At 61.0% G+C, this 23,866-nt stretch carries 18 protein-coding genes and 3 pseudogenes; 6 read left to right on the top strand and 15 right to left on the bottom strand.

All coding sequences use genetic code 11. The annotated features are described in order from the left end of the window. Positions 1–10: 10 nt before the first annotated feature. Positions 11–1,312 (bottom strand): ABC transporter substrate-binding protein, encoded by a 1,302-nt coding sequence (locus tag ACFQX9_RS33530; RefSeq protein WP_018460419.1) that lies wholly within the window; start codon positions 1,310–1,312, stop codon positions 11–13. 265 nt (positions 1,313–1,577) lie between these two features. On the opposite strand from ACFQX9_RS33530, the pseudogene ACFQX9_RS33525 reads away from it, so the two are divergent. Then, a pseudogene (locus ACFQX9_RS33525) lies at positions 1,578–2,774 on the top strand (IS256 family transposase). A gap of 1,297 nt (positions 2,775–4,071) precedes the next feature. On the opposite strand, the pseudogene ACFQX9_RS33520 reads toward ACFQX9_RS33525, so the two are convergent. The 12 genes and pseudogenes from ACFQX9_RS33520 to ACFQX9_RS33465 all read right to left on the bottom strand — a co-directional run bounded on the left by ACFQX9_RS33520 (position 4,072) and on the right by ACFQX9_RS33465 (position 13,394). Beyond that, a pseudogene (locus ACFQX9_RS33520) lies at positions 4,072–5,107 on the bottom strand (Gfo/Idh/MocA family protein). Between the two features lie 6 nt (positions 5,108–5,113). Next, positions 5,114–5,560 carry a type II 3-dehydroquinate dehydratase gene (gene aroQ / locus ACFQX9_RS33515; protein ID WP_018460420.1) on the bottom strand — a complete coding sequence of 149 codons (447 nt, stop codon included), beginning with the start codon at positions 5,558–5,560 and terminating at the stop codon, positions 5,114–5,116. Between the two features lie 13 nt (positions 5,561–5,573). Beyond that, positions 5,574–6,320, bottom strand: coding sequence for an amino acid ABC transporter ATP-binding protein (locus ACFQX9_RS33510; protein WP_018460421.1), 747 nt, complete (start codon positions 6,318–6,320; stop codon positions 5,574–5,576). A gap of 62 nt (positions 6,321–6,382) precedes the next feature. Further along, a complete protein-coding gene (locus ACFQX9_RS33505) occupies positions 6,383–7,210 on the bottom strand; it encodes a transporter substrate-binding domain-containing protein (protein WP_085383596.1) in 828 nt (275 codons plus the stop codon). A 51-nt stretch (positions 7,211–7,261) separates the two neighbouring features. Further along, positions 7,262–7,918, bottom strand: coding sequence for an amino acid ABC transporter permease (locus ACFQX9_RS33500; RefSeq protein WP_018460423.1), 657 nt, complete (start codon positions 7,916–7,918; stop codon positions 7,262–7,264). 12 nt (positions 7,919–7,930) lie between these two features. Further along, positions 7,931–8,599: an amino acid ABC transporter permease gene (locus ACFQX9_RS33495; protein WP_007601261.1), complete on the bottom strand. Its 669-nt coding sequence runs from the start codon at positions 8,597–8,599 to the stop codon at positions 7,931–7,933. A 51-nt stretch (positions 8,600–8,650) separates the two neighbouring features. Then, positions 8,651–9,505, bottom strand: coding sequence for a shikimate dehydrogenase (locus ACFQX9_RS33490; protein ID WP_204511989.1), 855 nt, complete (start codon positions 9,503–9,505; stop codon positions 8,651–8,653). A 15-nt stretch (positions 9,506–9,520) separates the two neighbouring features. Continuing rightward, a complete protein-coding gene (gene aroE, locus ACFQX9_RS33485; protein WP_377791633.1) occupies positions 9,521–10,348 on the bottom strand; it encodes a shikimate dehydrogenase in 828 nt (275 codons plus the stop codon). A 3-nt stretch (positions 10,349–10,351) separates the two neighbouring features. Next, entirely contained in the window at positions 10,352–11,578 is a 1,227-nt protein-coding gene (locus ACFQX9_RS33480; protein WP_377791632.1) for a CaiB/BaiF CoA transferase family protein, read from the bottom strand. Beyond that, positions 11,575–12,045 (bottom strand): MaoC/PaaZ C-terminal domain-containing protein, encoded by a 471-nt coding sequence (locus tag ACFQX9_RS33475; protein WP_085350536.1) that lies wholly within the window; start codon positions 12,043–12,045, stop codon positions 11,575–11,577. The genes ACFQX9_RS33480 and ACFQX9_RS33475 overlap by 4 nt, the downstream gene beginning before the upstream one ends. A gap of 13 nt (positions 12,046–12,058) precedes the next feature. Continuing rightward, on the bottom strand, positions 12,059–12,445 hold the full coding sequence (locus ACFQX9_RS33470; RefSeq protein WP_026234029.1) for a VOC family protein: 387 nt from the start codon (positions 12,443–12,445) through the stop codon (positions 12,059–12,061). A 4-nt stretch (positions 12,446–12,449) separates the two neighbouring features. Then, entirely contained in the window at positions 12,450–13,394 is a 945-nt protein-coding gene (locus ACFQX9_RS33465; protein ID WP_204511992.1) for a ketopantoate reductase family protein, read from the bottom strand. Between the two features lie 102 nt (positions 13,395–13,496). On the opposite strand from ACFQX9_RS33465, the gene ACFQX9_RS33460 reads away from it, so the two are divergent. Further along, entirely contained in the window at positions 13,497–14,477 is a 981-nt protein-coding gene (locus ACFQX9_RS33460) for a LysR family transcriptional regulator (RefSeq protein WP_085350533.1), read from the top strand. Positions 14,478–15,923: 1,446 nt separating this feature from the next. Here ACFQX9_RS33460 and ACFQX9_RS33455 read toward each other — a convergent pair. Next, the gene (locus ACFQX9_RS33455; protein WP_083926605.1) at positions 15,924–16,430 is read right to left on the bottom strand and encodes a protein-L-isoaspartate O-methyltransferase; all 507 of its coding nucleotides are present in this window, start codon (positions 16,428–16,430) and stop codon (positions 15,924–15,926) included. Between ACFQX9_RS33455 and ACFQX9_RS33450 the strand changes: the two are divergent. From ACFQX9_RS33450 to ligD, 4 genes and pseudogenes are all read left to right on the top strand, one after another. Further along, positions 16,426–17,115, top strand: a pseudogene (locus ACFQX9_RS33450) (Hsp70 family protein); the annotation flags it as partial. The gene ACFQX9_RS33455 and the pseudogene ACFQX9_RS33450 sit on opposite strands and share 5 nt — an antisense overlap. A 91-nt stretch (positions 17,116–17,206) precedes the next feature. Then, the gene (locus ACFQX9_RS33445; protein ID WP_377791631.1) at positions 17,207–18,169 is read left to right on the top strand and encodes a sensor histidine kinase; all 963 of its coding nucleotides are present in this window, start codon (positions 17,207–17,209) and stop codon (positions 18,167–18,169) included. Positions 18,170–18,683: 514 nt separating this feature from the next. Further along, positions 18,684–19,313: an NYN domain-containing protein gene (locus ACFQX9_RS33440; RefSeq protein ID WP_204511995.1), complete on the top strand. Its 630-nt coding sequence runs from the start codon at positions 18,684–18,686 to the stop codon at positions 19,311–19,313. A 232-nt stretch (positions 19,314–19,545) separates the two neighbouring features. Then, positions 19,546–21,363 carry a DNA ligase D gene (gene ligD, locus ACFQX9_RS33435; protein WP_018460435.1) on the top strand — a complete coding sequence of 606 codons (1,818 nt, stop codon included), beginning with the start codon at positions 19,546–19,548 and terminating at the stop codon, positions 21,361–21,363. A 1,568-nt stretch (positions 21,364–22,931) separates the two neighbouring features. Here the strand turns inward: ligD and ACFQX9_RS33430 are convergent. After that, positions 22,932–23,588 (bottom strand): Crp/Fnr family transcriptional regulator, encoded by a 657-nt coding sequence (locus ACFQX9_RS33430; RefSeq protein ID WP_377791630.1) that lies wholly within the window; start codon positions 23,586–23,588, stop codon positions 22,932–22,934. Positions 23,589–23,866 lie beyond the last annotated feature (278 nt).

The following is a 23,866-nucleotide window of genomic DNA, read 5'->3' as shown; positions in this document are numbered from 1 at the left end:
ATGATCTGGCCTACTGCTTGAAGGTCGGAACGTCCATTTTAACGAATTCCGGCTTGAGCGTCTTCAGCCACTCGACCGAGCGCACGCCCGCCGGATTGGTGATCACCTTCGGATCAAAGATCATCATGTTGTCGAGCAGTTTGAAGTCATAGCCCGGGAAAGACTTGGTGACGCCGACGAGCTGCGCTTCCAGACCTTGGTTGTCCTCGGGCCTCAGCGTGATCGGCCGGCCGAAACCGGTCGCGAACTCGGTGCCGGAGGTTGCGTCTACGACCTGCTCCCGTGTCGGCCAGTTGCCGCCATTGGCCTTGATCGCCTTGTCATAGGCAGCTTGCAGCGCCGTGAAAGCCTGCGCCATGTGGTAGACGGGGTAAATCGGCCAGGCGCCGGTCTTTGCCTTGAATGCCTCGGCAAACGCCTTGAAGGCCGGATCGTTCTTCTTTTCAGGATGCAGGAACCAATGATCGCCACGCGCGCCGACGATCAGGCCTTCCGGCAGATCCTTGCCCAGTCGCTGGATGGAGGATTCGCCGATGCCCAACACGAAGGTCGACTGTTGCAGCAGGCCGCGTTGACCGGCCTGACGGACCAGCGTGTCGAGATCGCCGCCCCAGGAGGTGGTTAGAACGACATCCGGCCGCAATGCCAGTAAGCGCGAAACTTCGGTGGAATAGTCCGGCGCACCGAACTTCGGAAAAAGCTCCGCCAACACCTGAACGTCGGGCTTCAGCGCCTTCAATGCGGTGGAGAAGATCTCCCAGCTTTCGCGGCCCCACGCGTAGTCCTGATTGACGACCGCGATGGTCTTGAAGTCGGGCTTTGTCTTAAGGAGATAGACGAGCACCGCCAGCATCTCCGGCGTGCCGTTAGCCTGCGTGCGGAAATTGTAGCGATATTTCTTCGTCTCCAGAATAGAAGCCGCACCGCAATCCCACATAAAGTTCATGACTTTGAGGTCTTCGGCGACCGGGACAAGCTGATTGCAGCTGCCCGAGGAGATGGAGGCGAAAGTCACGTCGACCTTTTCGTCTTGCACCATGCGCCGGTAGTTCGAGACCAATGCCTCGCCGCCGGCGCCTTCATCGATGAAAGACAGTTTTACCGGTACACCGCCGATTCCGCCCTTCTTGTTGAGGTCTTCTGCAATCATCTCGGCCGCGGCCTTTGCCGGTACGCCGAATACGGAAGCCGGTCCCGACAGGAAAGTGGTGATACCGATCTTGATTTCCGGCGGCTTGCTCTGCGCAAGCGCAGCGCCCGTAAAAGCTGTGATGACTAGACCGGCTGCAACTGCGGCTTTCAGCAAAAGCATTTGAATCTCCCCATTTTTAACTTGCGCTGACCGGGCGGCCATCGCGATTTTTCTTGCCGCGACGCTACTTATAATTCTGAAATATTGCCAGCACTTACTAGTTGCTGGGGTCGTGTCCCCGGTGGTGGTGTAGCTCGGTAGAGCAAAGCCGCCCGGATGCGCGCCTTCAAATAGCGCCGTAGCGGGCGGGCGGCTTTGCGGTGGTCACCGGCAGTTCTCCGGTAGGATCGGGTTGCGACACGCCAACGCAACCGAGGAACCACCGATGACCGAAGACATGATGAACCTGCGCACGCTCGTAGAGAAGACCCCCGACGCCGATCTGCTGCGCGAGATGATCGGCTTTGCCGCCCAGCGCCTGATGGAGCTGGAAGTGGAAGGCCAGACCGGGCGGCCTACGAAGAGAAGAGCCCCGAACGCCTGGCCCAGCGCAACGGCTACCGCGACCGGATTGGGAGACCCGCGCCGGCGCGGTTGAGCTGCACATTCCCAAGCTGCGCGAGGGCTCCTACTTCCCGGGCTTCCTGGAGCCGCGACGCATGGCCGAGAAGGCGCTCACCGCCGTGGTTCAGGAAGCCTATGTGCAGGGCGTCTCGACCCGCTCGGTGGACGACCTCGTCCAGGCCATGGGCATGACCGGCATCTCCAAGAGCGAGGTCAGCCGGCTGTGCGGCGAGATCGATGACAAGGTGAAGGCCTTCCTCGCCCGTCCGATCGAGGGCGACTGGCCGTATCTGTGGATCGACGCCACCTACGTGAAGGTGCGCCAGAATGGCCGCATCGTCTCAGTCGCGGTGATTGTCGCGGTTGGCGTCAATAGCGACGGCCGACGCGAGGTCCTCCGCATTGACATCGGCCCTTCCGAGGCCGAGACGTTCTGGACGGCGTTCCTGCGCAAGCTCGCCCGCCGCGGCCTGCGCGGCGTCAAGCTGGTCGTGTCCGACGCCCACGAAGGCATCAAGCCCACCGTGGCCAAGGTGCTCGATGCCAGCTGGCAGCGTTGCCGCGTCCACTTCATGCGCAACGCGCTGGCGCATGCCGGCAAGAGCGGGCGGCGCGTCGTCTCCGCCTTCATCGCCACCGCCTTTGCCCAGGACGACGCCGGGGCCGCGCGAACCCAGTGGCGCAAGGTCGCCGACCAGCTCCGCCCCAAGCTGCCCAAACTTGCCGGCTTCCTCGACGAGGCCGAGACCGATGTGCTCGCCTACATGACCTTTCCGCACAGCATCGGACCAAGCTGCACTCGACCAACCCGATCGAGCGTCTCAACGGCGAGATCAAACGGCGGACCGAGGTGGTCGGCATCTTCCCCAACGATGACGCCATCACTCGCCTCATCGGCGCGATCCTGCTCGAACAGAATGATGAATGGGCCGTCCAGCGTGCCCGCTACATGACACTGGAAACCATCGCGCCGTTGAGCGATGATCCGAGCGTCAGCATCACGGCTATCGCCAGCTGACCAGCCCGGCTCTCCAGCCGGCGAACGCGGTGACCCGCCGCCAGCTACACCACGCCACGGGACACGATCGGTGCTGGTGGGAAGGGCTTCCGCGGCTCGACAGTATATAATGAGATTGGTTCAGTATGCTCATGAACCTTACCGACCGTCCCACTTGCCCCCACTCGGAGCGGTTATCGACTGCGAAGCGTGCCTCTGGAGAGAGAAGTGATGAATTTAAAGGGTGTGGTTGCACTCGCTTTCAAAGCGAACGCGCTGTCGCATCACCACTGTCCCCTGTGAGCCCTGCCGCGCATGCGATAGCAACCGTTCGACAGAGCCGTTTAGCAATTTCGAGTTCCGTTTTCCGCTTCTGCAGAATAGCTATCGCCATCGCAGAGCCAATAGTCGTCGAGCGGTTTGAAACCGTCAAAATTCACTGCCACCCCCACTGTCCAGTGGTGATCGAACCGGTCTCTGCCAATCGTCTCCACGGAAAAAGGTAATTTCTGCGGTTTGGGCTGGAGACTTTCGACGACTTCTCGCCAAGGTTGCCGGTTTCAGAGGAGCAGAGACTTTAAAGAGCCGCACAAAAATCCCGTAAAATGCGGCACTTTCAGCCAATACGGTCCCACTCTCTATAATTGAGTGACTGCTTGGCTGCGGCGGGAGGGATCGAACCTCCGAATGGCGGATCAAAATCGCCGATGCACAAATCGGTCTATCGGCGCTTCGAGACGGGATCGGTTCTCCTCTGTGACCGCATGGCGGCTTATTGGCCAGACAACATAAGAGTTCACATCGACTTCAAGCACTATTTCGGTGGAGGCGCTGCGCAGCTGCCCAATGCGTCGCTGATGAAATTGAACAGAAGTGGAAAAATGCCGGCTATGTCGGGCGGCTCTGATCTACATACAACATCAAGGAAGTGGTTCTGCCGTACGGCCTTCGAGTCGCCTTGGCCTCCGTCGAGACGGACAGAGTAGATCACAATGCCGAGAGTGGACTCGCCGGCTGGCCGTCAAGAACACCGTTTGAAAAACCGTTTTAGTCCGTCGGTCTCAAACGGTTTCTCTTGCTAAGGTCTTGATTTATTTGGTGGGCGCACCAGGGCTCGAACCTGGGACCCGCTGATTAAGAGATAGCGACGGGTAGAGAACAATCAATGACTTACCGATCGCACCACTGGGTTTATCCGGCCGAAAACGGGCCTTCGTGGCAGGATCATAGTGCTCCCAGCATTGTCTATCAGCGGCACCTTGATGGTTCGCCAAATAAAATATCGATACTTCAGCGTAGACACCTGTGCTTACCAGAGTCAAAACGATACGAGATCTTCGGTTTCCGCTGCGCGCTTGACCGCGTCGATCACCCTGAGCGTTTTTAGCCCTTCGCGCCCGCTCACCACAGGTGTGGCCGTGCCGCGGATAACGCCACAGAAATTTGCGATCTGCAGGCCAAGCGGGTCTTCTTTCTCGAACCTCAGCCGCTCGCGCTCGATCGGCGCCCACCAGCTGGCCTTGCTCGGGTGATGCCACAGATCGAGTTGCGGAATGGCCAGCGATGCCCTCGTGCCGCCGATCTGGTAGCAGGTCTCCAGCGTATGGCTGTAGGCCGGATTCTCTCCGGTGGTGAATTCCCAGCTCCAAGGCGACTGGATGGTATCGGAGACATTGACCGTTCCCAGCGCGCCGGACGCGAAGTGCAGGATGATCACCGCGGTCTCTTCGACCGCATTTCCACGCAGCCGATTGGATTGGGCAGCCTGTACCGCCACGATATCCCCGCACAGGTACCGCAGCAGGTCGACATCGTGGATGAGATTCACGAAAGCGGGACCCGCTCCTTTCTCGCGGCGCCAGGGCACTTCAAAATAATCGTCCGGCTTGATCAGCCAGAACATGCCATGCACTGACACGATCTGACCGAGCCTGCCGCTGTCGATCTCCGCCTTGGCGCTCTGGATCATCGGGTTGTGGCGACGGTGGTGGCCGGTTAGCAGCGGCACGCCCGCCCGCTCGGAGGCTTCGACCAACGTCTGTGCCGCCACGATATCATCCGCTAACGGCTTCTCGATCAGCGCCGGGATGCCCGCAGCGATACAATCCATGCCGTTGGCCACGTGCATCTGGTTGGGGGGGGGCGACAACCACCCCCTCCGGCCGGTTTTCAGAGATCATGTCCTGAACGGACGAAAACCAGTCCACCTTGAGCGATACCGCCAACTCCCGTGCAACCGGCATCGGATCGACGATTGACGATAAGACCGCCTCCGGCCGCGCGAGAATATGTTCAATGTGTCGCTTGCCGATGAGACCCGCTCCCATGACCGTCAGGCGGACGGGTGCACTCATACGATTCTATCCCTTCTCATCGAGCAACTTGGCCAACCGACGCAAACCGAGCAGATAACCCTGAGTGCCGAAGCCTGCAATAACGCCATCAGCTCGTTTGGAAACGAACGAGCGGTGGCGGAATTCCTCGCGCTTGTGCACATTGGAAATGTGCACCTCGATTACGGTCCCCTCGAACGTGTTCAAAGCGTCTAGGATGGCGACCGAGGTATGGGTGAAAGCCGCGGGATTCATGACGATGCCGACAGCCGTCTCGCGCGCCTCGTGGATCCAGTCGATCAGCTCGTATTCCCTGTTCGACTGGTGAAAGCGCATCTCCAGAGCCAGCTCCGTGGCTAGCCCCCGACAATCTCGCTCCACATCCGCAAGCGTCTCGTGGCCATAGATGTGGGGCTGACGCTTGCCAAGCAAATTGAGATTTGGCCCGTTGAGGACGTAGACAAGACGGCTCATGGAATAACTCCGTTCAGTGATGGGCGAGGATCTCGCCAAGGAACTGCTTGGTGCGAGCGTGCTGCGGATTGCGGAAGAAAGCGTCGGGCACACCTTCTTCGATGATCTGCCCTTCAGCCATGAAGATGACACGGTCCGCAACCTGGCGGGCAAAACCCATTTCATGGGTGACGCAAATCATGGTCATGCCGTCGTTGGCGAGGCCGATCATCGTGTCGAGCACTTCCTTGACCATTTCCGGATCGAGAGCCGAAGTCGGTTCATCAAACAACATGACCTTGGGCTGCATGCAGAGAGCACGCGCGATCGCGACACGTTGCTGCTGACCGCCCGAGAGTTGCGCCGGATACTTCTCGGCCTGCTCGCCAATGCGCACCCGCTCGAGATATTTTCGCGCGCTCGCCTCCGCTTCGGTCTTGCTGATGCGGCGCGCGCGAATGGGCGCGAGCATGCAGTTCTGCAAGACCGTCATATGCGGAAAAAGGTTGAAGCTCTGAAAGACCATGCCGACGTCCTGGCGTACGACATCGATGGCTTTGATGCTGTCGTCAAACCGATGACCGTTCACCACGATACTGCCCTGCTGGATTGCCTCCAGGCGGTTGATACAGCGTATCAGCGTCGACTTGCCCGAACCGGACGGACCGCAAAGCACGATCTTTTCCCCTCTGCGCACAGTGAGGTCAACGTTGCGGAGAGCCTGATACCCGCCGTACCATTTCTGCACGCCCTTCATTTCGATCAGGATCTGGTCCTGCATGGATTCGGCCTCCGTTATCGGACGGCGGCCAACGCGCCCAGCGCGTCGGCCGCTTGCAGTGACTATTGAACTGTGAACGGAACGCCGGGGACCGAGTCGGGGAAGACCGGCACGGGCGCCTTCATCCACTTGGCGTAGAAAGCGGCCAATTTGCCATTGGACTTGATCTGGTCGACGAATTTGTTCGCCGTCTCGTTCCACTCCTTCTCTCCGAGGCGCGTGCAGGCCCCGTTGTACAAGGCGGTGAAGTGAAGCTTGGGCTCGAACCCAAGTTCCGGCTTTGCAGCGTTCAGACGCTGCGGGTAGAAGCTGTTTGCCCCGACCGCCTGCACCTGACCCGAGAGCAGTGCCTGGATCGTGGCCGCGTCATCATCAAACCTGCGGATTTCGGCGCCCGCAGGAGCATTATTGGTTACCTGGGTGTCCTGCGTGGAGGAGCGTGGGACGCCGATAACGTACTTCCCCATATCGGCGTTACTGTTGATCGGCGTTGCCTGGGCAGCGACAAGTGTAATCTGATTGGCAACATAGGGTTTGGAATATTGTACCACCTTCGCACGCTCGGGCAGCATGGCCATGGTCGCGAACAGAATGTCTACGCGGCCTGTGGTCAGCGCCGGAATACGATTGGCCACCGCCAGCGGGACGAACTCGGCCTTCACGCCGAGATATTCAGCGAAGGCACGCCCCATGTCGGCATCGATCCCATCCTGCTTTCCTGAGCTATCGACATAGCCCCAGGGCGGATTATCGCCCTGAATGCCGATGACGACGACGCCCTTCTTCTTCACGTCCTCCAGAGTGCCCGCCTGCGAGCCGCCTGCGACAACGATGGCCGACAGCGTCAGCAGCGTAACGCCGAGTTGGCGGCGATTGAGCGAAAACAACATGAGTATCTCCTCCTGGTGATGGCTGTATTTGATTGAGTAGGTGCGCCGAACCTACCTTTGACCGGCCAGGGCGAGCCTGGCCTCCATCCGACTGCCCCACCACGAGAGTGGCCAGCAGAGGATGAAATACATCGCGCCGACCACACCGAAGACGAGCAACGGCTGGTAGGTCTGGTTCGATACGATTTGACCGGCGCGGGCGAGTTCGATGAAGCCGACGATGGCAGCGAGCGAGGTACCCTTGATGAGCTGCACGAGATAGCCAATGGTCGCCGGCAGCGCGATGCGAATGGCTTGCGGCAGCACGATGTCGCGCATGCGCGCGGAATAGTGTAGACCGAGCGCCATCGCGGCCTCGGTCTGACCGCGAGGCACGGCCTGGATTGCGCCGCGCCAGATCTCGCCCAGAAAAGCCGAGGCGTTGACGGTGAACCCAATCGCGACCGCAACGAATGCTGACAGCTTCAATCCGAGGAGCGCCAAGCCGTAATACACCACGAACAGTTGCAGCAGCAGCGGTGTCCCCTGGAAGATTCCGATATAGATCCGAACTATCCATTCCACGGTCGTGCGACCGCAGGTGCGCAACAATGCGACGACCAGGCCGGCGGTACAGCCACCGACGAATGCAACCAGCGTCAGGAGTACCGTCCATTGCAGACCACGCAGGAGGAAGCCGAACTCGGGAACGCCGAAATGCGGTGTCATGATCTGTGCTCCTCAGCGCGTCGGATATGAGAAGAAGCGGTGAGAGATGATTGCGAAGCCCGCCATCAGCAGCCAGGAGATCGCGAGGTAGAGGAAAGTGACGAAAAAATAGACCTCGAAGCTGCGGAATGTGTCGCTTTCGATTCGCTGCGCGACCGACGTCAATTCATAGGCGGACACAGCCGAACAGATCGACGAGGTCAGCGTCAGCATGATGAACTGTCCCGTGAGCGAGGGATAGATCGCGCGAAGCGCGGGCTTGAGTACGATGGAACGGAATACCTGCCCTTTGTGCAGTCCGAGCGCGTAGCCAGCCTCGATTTGCCCTTTGTGAATCGATTGCACGCCGCCGCGGATGATCTCGATGGCGTACGCGCCTCCGTTGACACCGAGTGCGATAATGGCGGTGGCGGTCGGATTGAGCTTTACCCCGACGAGCGGCAGTGCAAAGAACAGAAAGAAGATCTGCACCAGGAACGGCGTGTTGCGCACGATTTCGACGAAGCCGATCACGATGGCTCGCAACCAGGCCGCCTTCGCATCGCGGGCCGCGACGCCCGCGACGCCGATGATCATCGCGAGCGTCATGCCAGCAAGCGCCAAACCCAACGTCCCCACGCAACCCCACAGCAACGCGGGCATTGCGTGCCAAACCACCGAGAAATCGAGCGTGTAGCCCATCTTGCGTTTCCTCTCGGGCGTTGTGCGTACCGCTCGCCCATCGGCCGGATGTCATCCTCCCAGGGATGCGAAAGTTGCGACGAAGATGTCTGGATCAGGCGAGACGCCCGTGAACAGGCGGAATGCTTCGGTGCCCTGGAAGATCGCCATTCCGCCACCATCGACCGTGCGGCAGCCGAGGGTACGCGCCGCGCGCAGCAGCGCGGTCTCGAGGGGGAAGTAGATGATCTCAGCGACCCAGAGCCTGGAACACAGTATCGCCAGCGGCAGCGGCGTTCCCGGATACTTGTCCATGCCGATCGGCGTCGCGTTTACAATTCCGTCTGCGGCAGCCACGGCCGCTGCGACATCCCGGCCGACCCTCAAGCGCCCTTCTTCAAATCGAGAGGACAAGCCGTCGACCACGCTCTGCGCCTTGGCCGAGTCAACGTCTATGATGGTCAGTTCCTGCACGCCAAGCTTCATGAGCGCGAAAGCAACCGCCGCGCCCGCGCCGCCTGCGCCCAATTGCACGACGCGACCGAGTGGTGCACCTTGCATGTTGCGGCGAAAATTCTCGGCAAAGCCGAACCAGTCGGTGTTGTGGCCGGTCATTCGGCCCTTCTTGACGACCACGGTGTTCACGGCGCCAAGCGCCTCCGCGTCGGGCGAAAGCTCGTCCAGCAGCGGAAGGATCGCCTGCTTGCAGGGATGGGTCACGTTCAATCCGTCAAAGCCCATCCGCCTTGCGGCCGTGAGCAGTTCCGGCAACGCTTCGACGCCGAGTTTCAACTCGGTCAAATCGATCTTCTTGTAGAGATAGCGGATGCCAGCGGCGTCGGCGGCCGCTTCGTGCATGGGCGGCGTGCGAGAGGCCGCGATGCCGCTGCCGATCAGGCCGACGAGAAAGCTGGGTTTTGGATGCATTATCGGCGTCGCCCGTCAGCTCAATGGGACAGTCAATTCGGCGATGACCTGGGCCGTGCTCGGTCGGACGCCACGCCACCAGACAAAGGCTTCCGCCGCCTGCTCCACCAGCATGCCGACGCCGTCAGCCAGCTTGGCCACGCCTTCGGCGCGGGCCGCTTGCAGAAAGGGAGTCAATCCTTTGCCATAGGCAAGTTCGTACGCCAGCTCCGCGCCATGCAAGACATTGCTTGGAAGCGGCGGCATTTCACCTCGCAGGCTGGCAGAAGTCGCGTTGACCACGACGTCATAGCCCTCGGCAAGGTCGGCCAGTTCAGCGTAGCCGCTGACGATCAGGGGACCACAGCCGGCAAACTCTTCGGCCAATGCCACAGCTTTCGACAGCGTTCGATTGACGAGAACCAGCTCGGACGGTTGCTGGTGCAGGAAAGGCAGCAACGCGCCGCGTGCCGCTCCCCCAGCGCCGAGCATCAGGACGCGCCGACCGACCATTTTGACGCCGAGGTTGGCAGTGATGTCACGCACCAGGCCGATTCCATCGAAATTCTCGGCGATGATCCGATCGCCGTCGAATTTCAGGCAGTTTGCGGCACCTGCCCGTCTGGCGCTCTCTGAAAGCTCATTTGCATAAGCGAGGGCATCGAGTTTGAACGGGGCGGTGATGTTCAGCCCCTTGGCGCCCTCTGTCCGGAATTGATCAACCCGTCCGCTGAAGCCATCGGTGGGCCCCTCGATGGCCTCATAGACGAGATCCTGTCCCGTCATTTTGGCGAAAGTGCCGTGGATGAGGGGTGATTTGCTGAAGCCGATCGGATTTCCGATCACCGCATAACGATCGCTCATCGCTCACTCCTGCACTGCAACTTCGTTGTAAAGCACGCCGTCGCGAACCATCGCGTCGACGGCTTCGGCCGACAGCCCCAGCGATGCGGCAATGCTGCGATTGTCCTGTCCAAGCAGCGGGGCCGGAGTGCGCACCGTGGTGTCGCAATCGGAGAACCGGAACGGCAGGTTCGGCAGCGTTACCTTGCCGAGCACCGGATGCTCCTGCTCCACCAGCATGCCGCGCGCATGGATCTGCGGATCCCTCACGACCTCTTCGATGGTCTGCACGGGAGCGGACGGCACACCTGCTTCCTCGAGTGCCGCAAGACACGCATCTCGAGACGGCTGCGATAGCGTCCAGTTGCGCACAATCTCTATGGCTTCAGCATAATGGGCGTTCCGCGCGGCGGGCTTGGCGAAACGCTCGTCCAATGCCAGCGTGTCTCCTCCAATCAGGCTCGCCAATCGTCGCCACGCATCATCGACTTGCGCAGCGATGACAAGATTGCCGTCCTTGGCCGGAAAGACCCCGTAAACGGTCGAGTCCGGCTGTCCGCTGCCGGTCTGCTTCGGCAGGTCAGCGCCGCCCGAGAGGAAGTAACGCTGAACCGCATAGTCGTGCATCGAGACCATGCAATCGTACAGCGCCAGATCGATATGTTGGCCGCGCCCGGACGACGCACGGCCAACCAGCGCCGCATTGATAGCAGCGACGCCATGAATGCCAGTGTACATATCGGCCAGCGGCATCCGCAGTAGCGGCGGCGGTTCGCCGGGATCGCCCAATTGCGCCAGCGCACCCGACATCGCCTCAGCGATCAAGCCGAAGCCCGGACGATCGGCATAGGGACCGGTATGGCCATAGGCGGAGACCGAGCAATAGATCAGCCTCGGATTCCGCGCCGATAGCGCTTTGTAGCCGAGCCCGAGACGTTCGAGTGCGCCGGGTCGGTAATTCTCGATGAAGACATCGGCCGTTTCGACCAGCTTCATCATCATATCGAGACCACGCTCGTCGCGCAGGTCGATGCAAAGTCCCTGCTTCCCCATATTCTGCTGCAGGAAATAGCCGGATTGTCCGTCCTTGAAATATCCATGGGCCCGGCCTGCGTCGCCGCCCTTTGGACGCTCCACCTTGATGACCTCCGCGCCCATCGCGGCGAGGCAACGGCCCATGAACGGACCCGCCAGGAAATGGCTATAGTCGATGACGCGAATGCCCTTGAGCGGCAGATCTTGCGCGGTCATCCCCGCTCTCCTCCGGCGCTGGTCTTCGGGCGCATCGGAATCATCAGTCGATGCTCACCTAGCTGAACGACCTCGCCGCGCTGATTGACGAGTTCCGAAGGCAGCACAACGATGCCCCACCCATCCCTCTTTGTGCCGCGCATTGAACCAACGCGGAACTTCACATGCACGGTGTCCCCGAGCTTGATCGGCAGCTTGAAATCCCACGTCCAGCCCAGCGACATTCCCGGAAGGAAGCGGTAGTCGGCACGGGTCTTCAAACCGTCAGCCAGCGACAGACCAAACAGCCCGTGCGCGACGCGCGTGCCGAACGGTGTGGTTTTGGCGTATTCCTCGTCGACATGGACCGGCGTGAAATCGCCCGTCAGTTCGGCGTAGGCATTTACCATTCCTTCTGTGACCGTCACCGGTGGCGTAACGCATTCATCGCCGACCTTGGCATCGTCCCAGTAGCGCTCATCTGTCATATCGCGTCTTCCTCTAGGCACGGGGATTGATCGCCAGGGCGGCTTCCACGGCGCCTGCGCTGGCTTGCAAGATTTCGACGTTGAGCCCGCCCGGCAGCTCGAGCCAGTTCGGCCCGGCGGGCAACGCTTTGGCGCCCCAGGCGGCGGCACGGGTGAGTACACCTTCGTAATCGTCGACCATGATGCCGAGATGGGCGAGACGCCCCTCTGGTCCGACGAAATTCGGATCTTCAATGAGTTGCACGCTTCCGAGCACCCAAACCTGACGCGGGCGCGTACCATCGGCGGGTTGCTCATCGCGATTGGCGAGACCAAGCACCTCACGAAAGAAGTCGACGTGACGATCAACGTCCGGCACACGGATCGCGACGTGTTCGACATAAGCGCGGGGCAATGACATTGTCTCAAGACCTTCCAGGATAGTCGCTGCGGGCGTATTCGATGCCTTTGACCAGCGCGACGAGGGTGGAATTGACGGGGGTCGGCACGTTGAGCCTGGCGCCCCAACGCACGACGGAGCCGTGGATGTAGTCAACCTCGGTCAGATTGCCGGACTGCAAGCTCTGCAGCATCGACGTCTTGAACTCGGGCGGAAGTCCGGCGGACGCCATCGTCCAGGCGCGTCGCGGATCGGTAATCGAGATCTTCACGCCGGCAGCTTGCGCGACCGAGATGCCCTCCGAGATTGCGGCCAGCGCGCAATCTTCCAGAACCGGTAGCGAATACAGGCCGCCATAAGTCAGCCCGGTAACTGCGGTAATTCCTCCTCCGGCGACGTTGATGAACAACTTGTCCCACATCGTGCCCAAGATATTGTCGCTGAGCAGCGTGAGAATGCCGGCACGATTAAAGGTCTCGGAGATTCGCTGCGCACGTTCTGTCAAGCGCCCATCAAGCTCGCCGATGATGGTCTCCTTGCCGACGACCCCGGAACGAACATGCCCAGGGCCGAGCAGCACACCGCCGACGTAGGTCTTGCCCGCCATGACCCGGTCACGACCAACCTCCTCCGACAGGATGTCCTCGTGACCAAGACCGTTCTGAAGCGACATCACGACCGTCCGGGGCCCGATGATCGGCGCCGCGGCACGGATGGCATCCCGCGTGTGGTAGGATTTGACGAGGATAATGACGAGGTCCGCTTCTACGCCGACCTGAGCCGCGGAGGTGCAAGCAGTGACCTTCACGACGGTCTCGGCGCCATCTTCGAGTATCCGCAGGCCACCTGCATTGATTGCGCCGACATGGGCCTGGAACGGATCGATCAGCCAGACCTCGGCCCCGCCGCACGCCAGCGTACCGCCGATGGTCGAGCCCAAGGCTCCCGCTCCGATAAAGCAGATCCTCATCCGAACGCTTCTCCCGCGCCATTCTCGGAGTCGGGAGCGTGCTAGCAGGCTGCCCTGTATTTGGATATGCTATGATCCTTATATCCATTATTGTAGCTCGCAATGAAGCATCAGGACCTTTCCGAGACGAGCCTGCTGGAGCCGCGCCTCCTCCGGCTCTTTGACGCACTGTTCGCCACGGGCAGCGTCACCAAAGCAGCCGAGAGGCTCGGTCAAAGCCAGCCGACCATTTCAATCTGGCTGGCGCGCCTGCGAAAGGAGTTGGACGATCCGCTCTTCATTCGGTCAGCGAAGGGCATGCTGCCGACGCCGCGCGCCGAGGCTCTCATCGGCACCGCGAGGCAGGCGCTGGAAATGTTGCGTCGCCTTGCCGAGCTTCGCACCGACTTCGATCCGACAACCGCAAAGCGCCGTTTTGCCATCTGCATGACGGACGGAAGCCACGTCACGCTGCTTCCGTCCATTCTCGCCCACGTCCGCCGTGTTGCCCCAGGCGTTCGTATCGAGGCGACACAGATCGGCGCCGACACCCCACGCATGCTGCAATCCGGTGAAGCCGATGTGGCGCTCGGCTACATCTCGGATCTCGATGCTGGACACTTCCAACAGGCGCTGTTTCCGCAGGATTGGGTATGCCTTGCGAACGCAAAACATGCTCGGATCCGCAACCGCATCACGGCAAAGGATTTCAGGCGTGAGGCACACGTCCTCATTCGCTCCGGCACTGGACATCAGTTGCTCGCGGGCGCGCTGCAGGAGCAGAAAATAGTCCTTGACGTTGCGCTTGAGCTACCCGGCTTTTTGGGACTACCCGCAATCGTCGGGACGACTGACCTGATCGCCACGCTTCCAAGGCACATTGGCGAAACCCTGGCCCACTATTACGGACTGCGCGTGCTCGACTGCCCGCTGCCGATTGCCGGCTTCACCGTGAAGCAATATTGGCACGCCCGCTTCCATCATGACCCGGCAAGCCAATGGCTGCGTGGCGTCTGCGCGGAGCTCTTTCAACAGCAGGAAGTGCGGGGTCTATATCGTTCCGGTCGGCCAAGGAAACGAAGGCCACGCGATTTGCAGTCGTAATGGTCCCCGGTAACGGGGCAACGACCGCGCCCGAGGCCACCGGCCGGGCCGACTGCGGCACGGCTGCAATTCCGCACATGCGCATCTGGACCGGTTGTCCGCTTCGTTCGCCGTAGCACCCTATTCTACGATGAGGGCAAAACAGGCCTGCCCGACCAGCTTCCGCGGTATATGTTCGGATGGAAGCCTCGGAGATAAGCCAGCATGGCCACGCCGTTTAGTTCGATTCTGGACCGAGCCTTAAAATCTGTGTTTCCAAACGCGCCCAAAGTGAAACTGCTTACCGAATGAACTCAACAGCTTGACATCTGGCTGGGGCGGGAGGGATCGAACCTCCGAAGACTCCTACGTAACCCTATGAAAAATCGTGCTTTTCACGCTGCCTTGCTGAGGCTGTAATACACGTCCGTGAGACAATGCGCAAGACGCGCCGCCAATCGATTGTCTTGGTCCGTTGCACCCACCTTGTCGTCCCTAATGCCGTCGGCTGTTCAATCTGGCATGGCGGGAGGGACTCGAACTCCGATCCGATTCGTGGCCGAGAACAGTAATCGGCACCGCGCGTACGAACTGTGTGTTGTGGCTGAGACAAACGAGGACCTAGAACGACAACCCGCGCAAATTCTAGATGCGAATTTATCGCACGCTAAGTTACACCTCACGTATCCTGCGATCCTCGCCGTGCCTGCCGGCCGCCCGGGCGTTTCGCTCTTGCCCAACACAACGATACAAGTTGGGGGTAGTAACGGGGGGCGTCGGCGAGCACCCGCCTACGGCGACACCGATTCAAGAGTATGAGGAGTGACCTTTGGCTGGATCGCGGACCCATCATTTGCCGGTGCGCAGGGGGCGCCCGCCCCCGCGTGATCCTAGGTGGATTCGGGGCCAACTCGCAGACGGCTCCGCCGCACGGCGGCTGAAGGGGCCGCTCGCTGCGGACGCGCCCTCCAGGTCCTGGATGGCAGCCCAATCATGTTGGGGACGACGGACCTGTGGGGATGCCTGACCCTCAACGCCTGCGGCAGTTGCTCATCCAAAAGGCACGGCGGCTGACGGCATAGCCAACCCGCTCCCGAGAAGTTTCTGCAGGCAAACTCCTCAGGCTTCGGAAATCTTGTGGAGTAATGAGGCTTGGTGTCCTTCTTGAAATTCCTTGGCTGCTCACTAGTTGCTTGTCGCCCTTCGCCGGCGTTTGGCTCAGACACCCAGCGGCGCAACGCCATTGGAGGTGTATTGGGACTGATACCATTTGACCCCTGCTCCCGCTGTATCGGGAGGATTCTATGCCGAACAAGATCCCAAATGTCAGACAATCCGGCAGTGGGTGTGGCGACCGGCAAGACGCGCTACGCGCTTCGGCGAGTGCCGTCGCCAGAAAGCCACCTCAACCTGCGGCCGCAAAAGGCCTAGCGGCCGAGGAGAGCGTGCAGGTCGAACTTGCGATCGCTATACGCGACCGAGCGAGGTTCTGCGCGACCCGACATTATGCGAGGAGCAGAAGCGAGATCTGCTCCGCCGGTGGGCGTTAGACGCATACCGCCTCGTAGCGTCCGCGAAGCAAGGCATGCAGTCGGATGCGGCCTCGGAGCTCAATGAGGCCATTGATGCGCTGATCGATCTCGACGGCGGCACGGCTCCCTTGTCCAAGCTTCCGACCGTATGCTCTGCAAGACCCGGAGAAAGTGCACGGGCTGCGTGATGCGGAAGCCCGTCCGCCGTCCGATCCGCGCAGTTCACTGAGCTCCGCGCGCCTGAACCGGTTCCAATTTCGAGCACCTTGTCCGTGGACTTCAGTGCGGCCGCTTCGGTCATCAGCGCGACAATGTAGGGCTGGGAGACAGTCTGGGCGTGCGCGATCGGCGGCGCGCCGTCCTCATCGCGCCGGCGAGGCCGATGCCGCTCGTGCCGCGAGCAAGAGATCGAGGAGTTCCAGCACAGGGGCGTCAAGCGCATTATCGATTACCTCGCAGATGAATTCAGGAAAGAAAGTGGCATCGAGCTGCGGAACGACCGCCTGGCGTTACAGCGTCTCAAGGACGCTGCGGAGAAGGCCAAAATCGAGCTGTCGAGTAGCACAGAGACAGATGTCAATCTCCCGTTCATCACCGCGGACCAGCACGGACCCAAGCACCTCAACATCAGGCTGACGCGAGCCAAGCTGGAGGCGATCGTCGACGACCTCATCCAGAAAACCATTCCACCATGCCGGGCTGCCCTGAAGGACGCCGGTCTGGAGCCTGGTCAGATCGATGAAGTCGTGCTGGTTGGCGGCCAGACCCGCATGCCCAAGGTGCAGGAGACCGTCCAGGCCTTGTTCGGGCGCGAGCCGCATAAGGGCGTCAACCCCGACGAGGTCGTGGCCATCGGGGCCGCCATTCAAGCCGGCGTGCTGCAGGGTGACGTGAAGGACGTGCTGCTGCTCGACGTCACTCCCCTGTCCCTGGGTATCGAGACGCTCGGCGGCGTGATGACGAAGCTGATCAACCGCAACACCACAATTCCCGCAAAACGCAGCCAGGTGTTCTCGACGGCAGAGGACAATCAGAATGCCGTCACGGTACGTGTGTTCCAGGGCGAACGCGAGCTGGCGGCCGACAACAAGCTGTTGGGGCAATTCGACCTCGTAGGAATTCCACCCGAGATGCTGTGGCCCTCGAAGACGTCCAGCAGGGTGGTAGGGCCATGTTGACGATGAGCGCATCATACCAATGCGCCGTCCATCGAGCAGGATGCCAGTCTCGAAATTCTTCCGCGGCGACCAGCGCATCTGCTACGCGAACAAGGAATTCGAAACGCTCTTCGGCCAGGACGCGAAAGACTGCGCCGGCAAGGGCTGGTCGATCCTGGCCGGGTTCACGGACGAAAGCGATCCGAACGTCTCGCTGGATCTGGCCGTGCTGAAGGACGGAGGAGAGTTTCTCGGCACCTTCCGGGCGGAGCGGCCTAGACCGCTCCTGGTCGAGGCCTTCTCCGGTCTCATTCAAAACGAGGACGGGACCGAGAACTATCGCATCGCGGCGCTGATCGACATCACCGACAGGGCGCGTGCCGAGCGTGAGGAGTATGCGCGCCGCATCCGCGACAAGGACATCCTGCTGCGCGAGCTGCAGCACCGCGTGAAGAACAATCTTCAGTTGATCGTCGCCCTCATACGGCTCGAAGCACGCAACGAAAGACGGGGCGAGAGGGTCGACTTGCACACGCTGGCCGGCCGCATCGAATCCCTGCATCTGCTCTATCAGGCCCTGTCGAACGAGGCCGCCGGCGACGAGGTCGATCTGGGCCATTACCTCAGCCAGATCGCCGCCGCGGTCATGAACACCTGCGCCGTCCAGGGAATTCGGCTCGAGCAGAAGACGGAGTATGCCCCGGTTTCGGTCAACACCGCGCTGTCGGTGGGGCTCGTTGTGAACGAGGTGCTGACCAACTCCTTCAAATATGCCTTCGAAGGCCGCGGCCACGGCGTGATCACGATCGAATGTCTGCGCCAGAGCGAAGACCGGTATCGCGTGGTCATCGCGGACGACGGAGTCGGGTTGCCTGAGGGCATTACATGGCCGATCCCGGGAAAGATCGGCGCGCTGATCGTGCAGACCTTGAGGGAAAACGCGAAACCGGACTTCAAGGTCGAGTCCGCGCCGAACAAGGGCGTTCAAGTGACGATGAACGTCGCTCGACGGGCGATTGCGTGATAACGAGCTGTCGGCCCGCTTGCGGGCAATTTCCCGGGTGATCAGGCGCTTCGGCGCGAGCGACTCCGCGACGGGTCTTCGCGGCCTGCCGAGCGACTCCCGGAAGCGAGCAGCATCAGAAAGAGCGCCCGATTGGCCTGGTACCGGGCAGCCGGCCGGTTGGCTTCCGAGCCTTGCATGATGGTTTGCCCATCAGTCGTGCAGAGACACCATCTGCATGCCCGGCGGCGCCGCCTGAGGTGGATTTCGAAGAGCGGCAATTCGTGCGGCATTCACGGCGTCCCCTACTGCATTGTCTTTGCAGCAGGCTCCTGGTTCAACTGTTCATGAAAAAGGATTTGAAAGCTCGAATTCTTGGATATAGCCTTGCTCCGTCGGAGCTCACGTTCTTGCCGCAACGCAGAATGCGAGTGAGCGGCGGGCCAAGGCCGCCCCGTGCCCAAACTCCATCTTTGAGCAAACCATCCGCCAAGCGGGAGCGGTGCTTCCGCCGGGATCATTCGGGCCTGCCAACATGTCGTCCTCGCCCAGCAAGATTGCCCTGTTCATCGATGGCGCCAATCTTCATGCCACCTCCCGAAGCCTTGGCTTCGACATCGACTACAAGCGCCTTCTGCAGGAATTCCAGAGCCGAGGTATCCTGCTCCGCGCCTTCTACTACTCGGCTGTCATCGAGGATCAGGAATTCTCCTCGATCCGGCCGTTGCTCGATTGGCTTGACTACAACGGCTACACCGTCGTGACCAAACCGACAAAGGAGTTCGTCGACTCGTTCGGACGGCGCAAGGTCAAAGGCAATATGGACGTCGAACTCGCGGTGCATGCCATGGAGATGGCCGGCGACGTCGACGAAATGGTTCTGTTTTCGGGCGACGGCACTTTCCGTTCGCTGGTGGAGGCGGTGCAGCGCCGAGGCGTACGGGTGAGCGTGGTGTCGACCATGGCGACCCAGCCGCCGATGATCGCGGACGAACTCCGGCGGCAGGCGGACGTGTTCACCGACCTGATGGAGCTGCGAGCCGCGATCGGCCGGGACCTGTCCACGCGCCCACCACCCCGCGAGCGCGGCGATGTTCGTGGCCCGCCGCTGCGCCGCGCCGACACGGCGGCGCCGCGTCCAGAGCCCGACGAACTCATCCCGTAACATCGAGCGCACCTGCTCGGGGCGCGGGTTCGGCCTGCCGGTACGATCATGAGCTCCGCCGAAGGCCCGGTGCTCCTGTCGGGAGACCGACGCGCAAGTGGAATATCCTGGTGCAGACGTAGCGCGACCACCCGGTTTCGTCGGATTTGGCCTCCTCGACCTGCCGCGCTGGCGAGGCCGTCAAGCGGCCTCCGCGGAACGGAACGAATCAGCGCGACGGCGTTGAATCGCCATGTGTGCCGTGGCGTTGCGTCAGTCTCGTTGGGGAGTATCGCGTGTCCATGGCGCCACCAAAGTTGCGATTCCTGGTTACATCGAGCCGTGTGATCCCACGCTGCGCGAGAATCCGCCGCGCGGCAAGGACTGGGTCTACGAGATCAAGGCCGACGGCTACCGCGCTCAACTGCACCGGGGAGATGAGGACGCCAAGGTCTATTCGAAGACCGGCCTGGACTGGACGGAACAGTTCTCCTCGATCGCGGTGGGCGCGGCCAAACTCAAAGCAAACAGCTTGGTCATCGACGGCGAGGCCGTGGTGTACGGCAGTGGCGGCCTGCCGGATTTCCAGCAGCTCAGGCGAGAGCTCGGCCCGAAGCAAAGCGAGCGCGTGCGCTATCACGCCTTCGATCTCTTGTACCTCGACGGCTATGACCTGCGTGGCGTCGTGTACGAAGAGCGCAAGCGGTTGCTGCAGCGGCTTCTGAAGGACGCGCCCGAGACGTTCATGTACGTCGAGGCGCTTGCGGGCGACGGCAACGTAATCTTCGAAAAAGGGTGCCAGCTGGGGCTGGAAGGCCTGATCGGCAAGCGGCTCGGCGAGCCCTATCGCTCGGGCCGACAGGAGAGCTGGATCAAGCTCAAGTGCAAGAAGAGCGACGCCTTTCCGATCGTCGCGTTCGTGGAGAAGTTAGGGGCGCGCCCCCGGAAAGTGGCCTCGCTTTACGTCGGCCGGCGCGAGAACGGCAAGCTGCTCTATGCCGGCAAGGTGCGGACCGGCTACACCGAGACGACCGCGCGCGAATTGCGCGAGCGGCTCGATCCGTTGATCCGCAAGACGTCTCCCCTGGACGTGCCAGTCAAAAAGCCGAAGGCGACCTGGGTCGATCCGATCCTCGAAATCGAGGTCCGGTATGGCGCGCTTACCGATGATGGCCTGCTTCGCGAGGCCGTGTTCAAAGGCTTTCGCGATGATCTTGCGGTGCGCAAGGTCAAGGCGCCGCGCCTCGTGCCCTGCGCGGCCGGCCGCCCGAAGCTCGGCGTCCCCAGAGAGAACATCCTGCAGCTTCTGCCCGAAGCCGTTGCACCGTCCAAAGAAGAACTCGCCGACTACTGGCGCAGGGTGTGGAAGAAGGCCCTCCCGCACCTCGGCCATCGCCCGCTCAAGCTGGTGCGCCACGTGCAAGGCACCACCTTCTACCACAAGGGGCCGCTGCCGAAGGACATTCCGGCGGCCGTGCACCAGCTTCGTATTCAGAAGCGGGAGGGCGGCCAGGGAACGCGCCTGTGGGTCGACAGCCTCGATGGCCTCTTTGGTCTCGTCGAGATCGGCGCTGTCGAGCTGCACCCGTGGAATGCGACCGTCGAGGACTTCGAACATGCCGACCGTATCGTGATCGATCTCGATCCCGGCGAGGGCGTCGGCTGGGAGGCCGTCGTGGAGACCGCGCTCGATCTGCGCACGCTGATGAAGTGCGAGGGTTTCGAGACCTGGCCCAAGCTCACGGGCGGCAAAGGAATTCATCTGATGGCGCCACTGGCTCAGCCGATGCTGCACGACAAGGCGCATCGGATCGCGCATCAGCTCGTCTCCGCGCTCGCAGCGCGTCATCCAGACCGCTACCTTCTGTCTGCGCAATCAAAACGTCGCGGCCGCATCTTCCTCGATTATCTGCGCAATGGCCGCGGGACGACGGCGATCGGCACCTATTCCCCGCGAGCGCGCGAGGGATTTCCGATCGCAGCGCCCGTGACCTGGAAGCGCATCGAGAGCGGGATCGCGCCGGACGCCTTCTCCATCGACAGTCCATTTCGCGTCAAGCCAAGGAGGTGAGCCGTATGTCGGATGCATTCGATCTATGGGTGGAATGGCGCCACTCCCGAGTTCACTCCCTTCAGGTAGGTGGCTGCCGTCAGCGTTGCATGAGTCGCTTGACCGCAGCAATGGTGCGAGCGAGCTGTCTAGGCCAGAGCGACCTACGTGGCGGAGTGACTATGAGAATGTAGAGCAGGTTCAGCAGCAGCCAGCAGCCGACCGCGATGAATATGTATTTCATACAATCCCGGAACACCCGGCGACGACGGCAAAGTCCAAAGCATAAACTTGCGGAGCAGCTTTCTTATGATCGCCCGGCAGTCGGTGATGTAAAAACCGGGAACGAAACCATATAGCGAACTGCGTTACGGCGTCGCTCGAAATAAACAGCCAACAGTGCTGACAGTTTTCTGCAGGGCGCGTAGACCCCAGCCAGGTTGGGAAGAAACAGCCGGGGCCGGTGTCCCATTGCACGTGCCGCAATCGGCCGTAATCGGCACGCCCCAAGTTTCACATGCACAAGCTCAAACTATTTCGCCGGCGCCGTACTAGGGCACGTACTCATGAAGCGGCGGCCGCCTGATGTCCGGTTTGCCGCCAACATCGGCCAAAGAGCGGGTGGGCTCCGAGGTCGCAGATGGGCCAACACCGGAAATCGAGGAACGACGCCCTGCCCGGCATAGCACCGGCTCACGTCGGAAAACGACGTCGCCACGCCGGACCAGCCGCTGATACACTTCACTTCTGCCGAGGCGGTGGTGAGCGCGGCGTCACGCGTGCCGCTGGCTACGAAGCCGCCGTCGGCCAACGCGTGGAAGAATGCTGTCCTCATACTCGGTCGGCTTGCAACGAATGTTGCTCTCACTCAGTGGTAAAGTTATTCGCGCTGTGGTTGGATTTTCGTTGGCGTTCGGCGCCCTGGAGTTGTTTGACGAAGTTTTCCTGAAACAATGAGCTGCTATAGTCTGTGTTAGCGTGACTTTGTTTTTTCGGGCAGACAATCAGGTCAACCAATCGGCTGTTGAGCTTGGAACTGGTGCAGTCTGCGAACGGGCTCACATCGAAGAGCCGTCTGAAGTGGCTACAATCACGCGAAGATCGCGGTGGAAAGATCTGACACTGACACTCAAACGGTGGGGGTGACGATGCCCGCCATATTCGACCTGCTCTATCGTGAATATTGCCGCGCCTGCCTCGCTGAAATGCGAAAGCAGCTTCTGATCCCAGCTGAACGCCCTGAAGCTCCAGACATGTGGGATTACAATCCTGCGGATCACAGCAGCGACGACAGGACCAACACACCGCACCGAACCGGTCACAGGCGTGCCGAACAGCGGCCCCGAGACAGGCGGCCTCTCCCGGCGCAGCAGTGACAGGCAACAGCTCGGGAGGCAACTATGAACACCCCAGAATGCTACACTGTAACGGTGGCTTGCGTCTCGTGTTTGACCATTATCGGTCTAATGCTTGTCGGGGCGTGGTGAACGTGAGCTACTTACCGCTAGACCGCGACCGTCGGCCGTTACTGAGCCGCAGGCAAGCACGAAGGTCCAGTCAAACAAAGAGCGGCGGCTCACTTTCGCGGATCAGGCGGCCACCAGCTCCTTGTCATACATGCGCTTGATTCTGTGTCGCATCACGGCGTAGCACTCGCAAGCGATCTTCTCGAGCCGCCTTCGGTCGATGTCTAGCATTCCGCGTCGGTCCGATAAGACGCCGCCCGCGGCCTGAAGTCTGCCCATCGTTAGCGTCACGGTCGTTCGGCGGACCCCGAGAAGTTGTGCGAGCGCCTCATGCGTTAGCTGGATTCCGCTCTCTGCGGTGTGGTCGTGAATCGCAAGCAACCATCGAGCCATGCGGCACTCCACCGGATGCACCGCGTTGCAAGCTGCCGCGTTGTTAAGCTGCAACAATTGTGTGCGGAGATGGAGCCGTAGAACACGCCTGATCGTGTCGCTTTGCTCATAAGCAAGCTGCAATTGCGAAACAGGGACCTGGAGCGCGGCTCCAAGGACGTAGGCAGTTGCTGTGACTGGGGAGCGTGAGGGACTTAGGACGGAGAGAGCGCCGACCGCCCCTTCCGAGCCCATGAGAGTTGACGCGACAATGCGTCCGTCCGACATTTCAACTAGGAACGCTATGGCCCCGCTGAGGGGGAAATAGACCAGCTTGAACTCATCTCCCGTTCGCACCAGTACAGTATCAAGGTCGAACGACGTTTTCTGGGTGTAGGGCGCGAGCAAGTTAAGGTCCGCTGGCGGCGTTGCCGCCAGCAGCCTATTCCCAAGGCCATTCTGGAGCGAAATCGCCGGTATTCCTCTCAAGCACGCAGAAACAACGCGGCTCAAACCCTCGCCCAGGAGGCAGGTTCCAATTTACTGACCATTTGTTTTCCGCGTGCCTCGGCTCGAACTTCCGCTAGACTGTATGTCCCCCCACAAAATGAGGCGACTCACCCTCGATGTTGCGACGAGGGTTGCCCGGATGGACCGGGTAGAGCCTCAAACAAGGAGGGCGAGTC

The sequence above is a fragment of the Bradyrhizobium sp. GCM10028915 genome (assembly GCF_042666195.1).
GTDB classification, from domain to species: domain Bacteria; phylum Pseudomonadota; class Alphaproteobacteria; order Rhizobiales; family Xanthobacteraceae; genus Bradyrhizobium; species Bradyrhizobium canariense_D.
The sequence above is the reverse complement of the archived record's forward strand: the minus strand, read 5'-3'. Positions and strand labels throughout refer to the sequence as shown.

Excerpts from the sequence above, each read along its gene's own strand:
- ACFQX9_RS33530 (WP_018460419.1), bottom strand. The coding sequence starts at position 1,312 with ATGCTTTTGCTGAAAGCCGCAGTTGCAGCCGGTCTAGTCATCACAGCT.
- aroQ (WP_018460420.1), bottom strand. The coding sequence starts at position 5,560 with ATGAGCCGTCTTGTCTACGTCCTCAACGGGCCAAATCTCAATTTGCTT.
- ACFQX9_RS33510 (WP_018460421.1), bottom strand. The coding sequence starts at position 6,320 with ATGCAGGACCAGATCCTGATCGAAATGAAGGGCGTGCAGAAATGGTAC.
- ACFQX9_RS33505 (WP_085383596.1), bottom strand. The coding sequence starts at position 7,210 with ATGTTGTTTTCGCTCAATCGCCGCCAACTCGGCGTTACGCTGCTGACG.
- ACFQX9_RS33500 (WP_018460423.1), bottom strand. The coding sequence starts at position 7,918 with ATGACACCGCATTTCGGCGTTCCCGAGTTCGGCTTCCTCCTGCGTGGT.
- ACFQX9_RS33495 (WP_007601261.1), bottom strand. The coding sequence starts at position 8,599 with ATGGGCTACACGCTCGATTTCTCGGTGGTTTGGCACGCAATGCCCGCG.
- ACFQX9_RS33490 (WP_204511989.1), bottom strand. The coding sequence starts at position 9,505 with ATGCATCCAAAACCCAGCTTTCTCGTCGGCCTGATCGGCAGCGGCATC.
- aroE (WP_377791633.1), bottom strand. The coding sequence starts at position 10,348 with ATGAGCGATCGTTATGCGGTGATCGGAAATCCGATCGGCTTCAGCAAA.
- ACFQX9_RS33480 (WP_377791632.1), bottom strand. The coding sequence starts at position 11,578 with ATGACCGCGCAAGATCTGCCGCTCAAGGGCATTCGCGTCATCGACTAT.
- ACFQX9_RS33475 (WP_085350536.1), bottom strand. The coding sequence starts at position 12,045 with ATGACAGATGAGCGCTACTGGGACGATGCCAAGGTCGGCGATGAATGC.
- ACFQX9_RS33470 (WP_026234029.1), bottom strand. The coding sequence starts at position 12,445 with ATGTCATTGCCCCGCGCTTATGTCGAACACGTCGCGATCCGTGTGCCG.
- ACFQX9_RS33465 (WP_204511992.1), bottom strand. The coding sequence starts at position 13,394 with ATGAGGATCTGCTTTATCGGAGCGGGAGCCTTGGGCTCGACCATCGGC.
- ACFQX9_RS33460 (WP_085350533.1), top strand. The coding sequence starts at position 13,497 with ATGAAGCATCAGGACCTTTCCGAGACGAGCCTGCTGGAGCCGCGCCTC.
- ACFQX9_RS33455 (WP_083926605.1), bottom strand. The coding sequence starts at position 16,430 with ATGCGCTTGACGCCCCTGTGCTGGAACTCCTCGATCTCTTGCTCGCGG.
- ACFQX9_RS33445 (WP_377791631.1), top strand. The coding sequence starts at position 17,207 with ATGCCAGTCTCGAAATTCTTCCGCGGCGACCAGCGCATCTGCTACGCG.
- ACFQX9_RS33440 (WP_204511995.1), top strand. The coding sequence starts at position 18,684 with ATGTCGTCCTCGCCCAGCAAGATTGCCCTGTTCATCGATGGCGCCAAT.
- ligD (WP_018460435.1), top strand. The coding sequence starts at position 19,546 with ATGTGTGCCGTGGCGTTGCGTCAGTCTCGTTGGGGAGTATCGCGTGTC.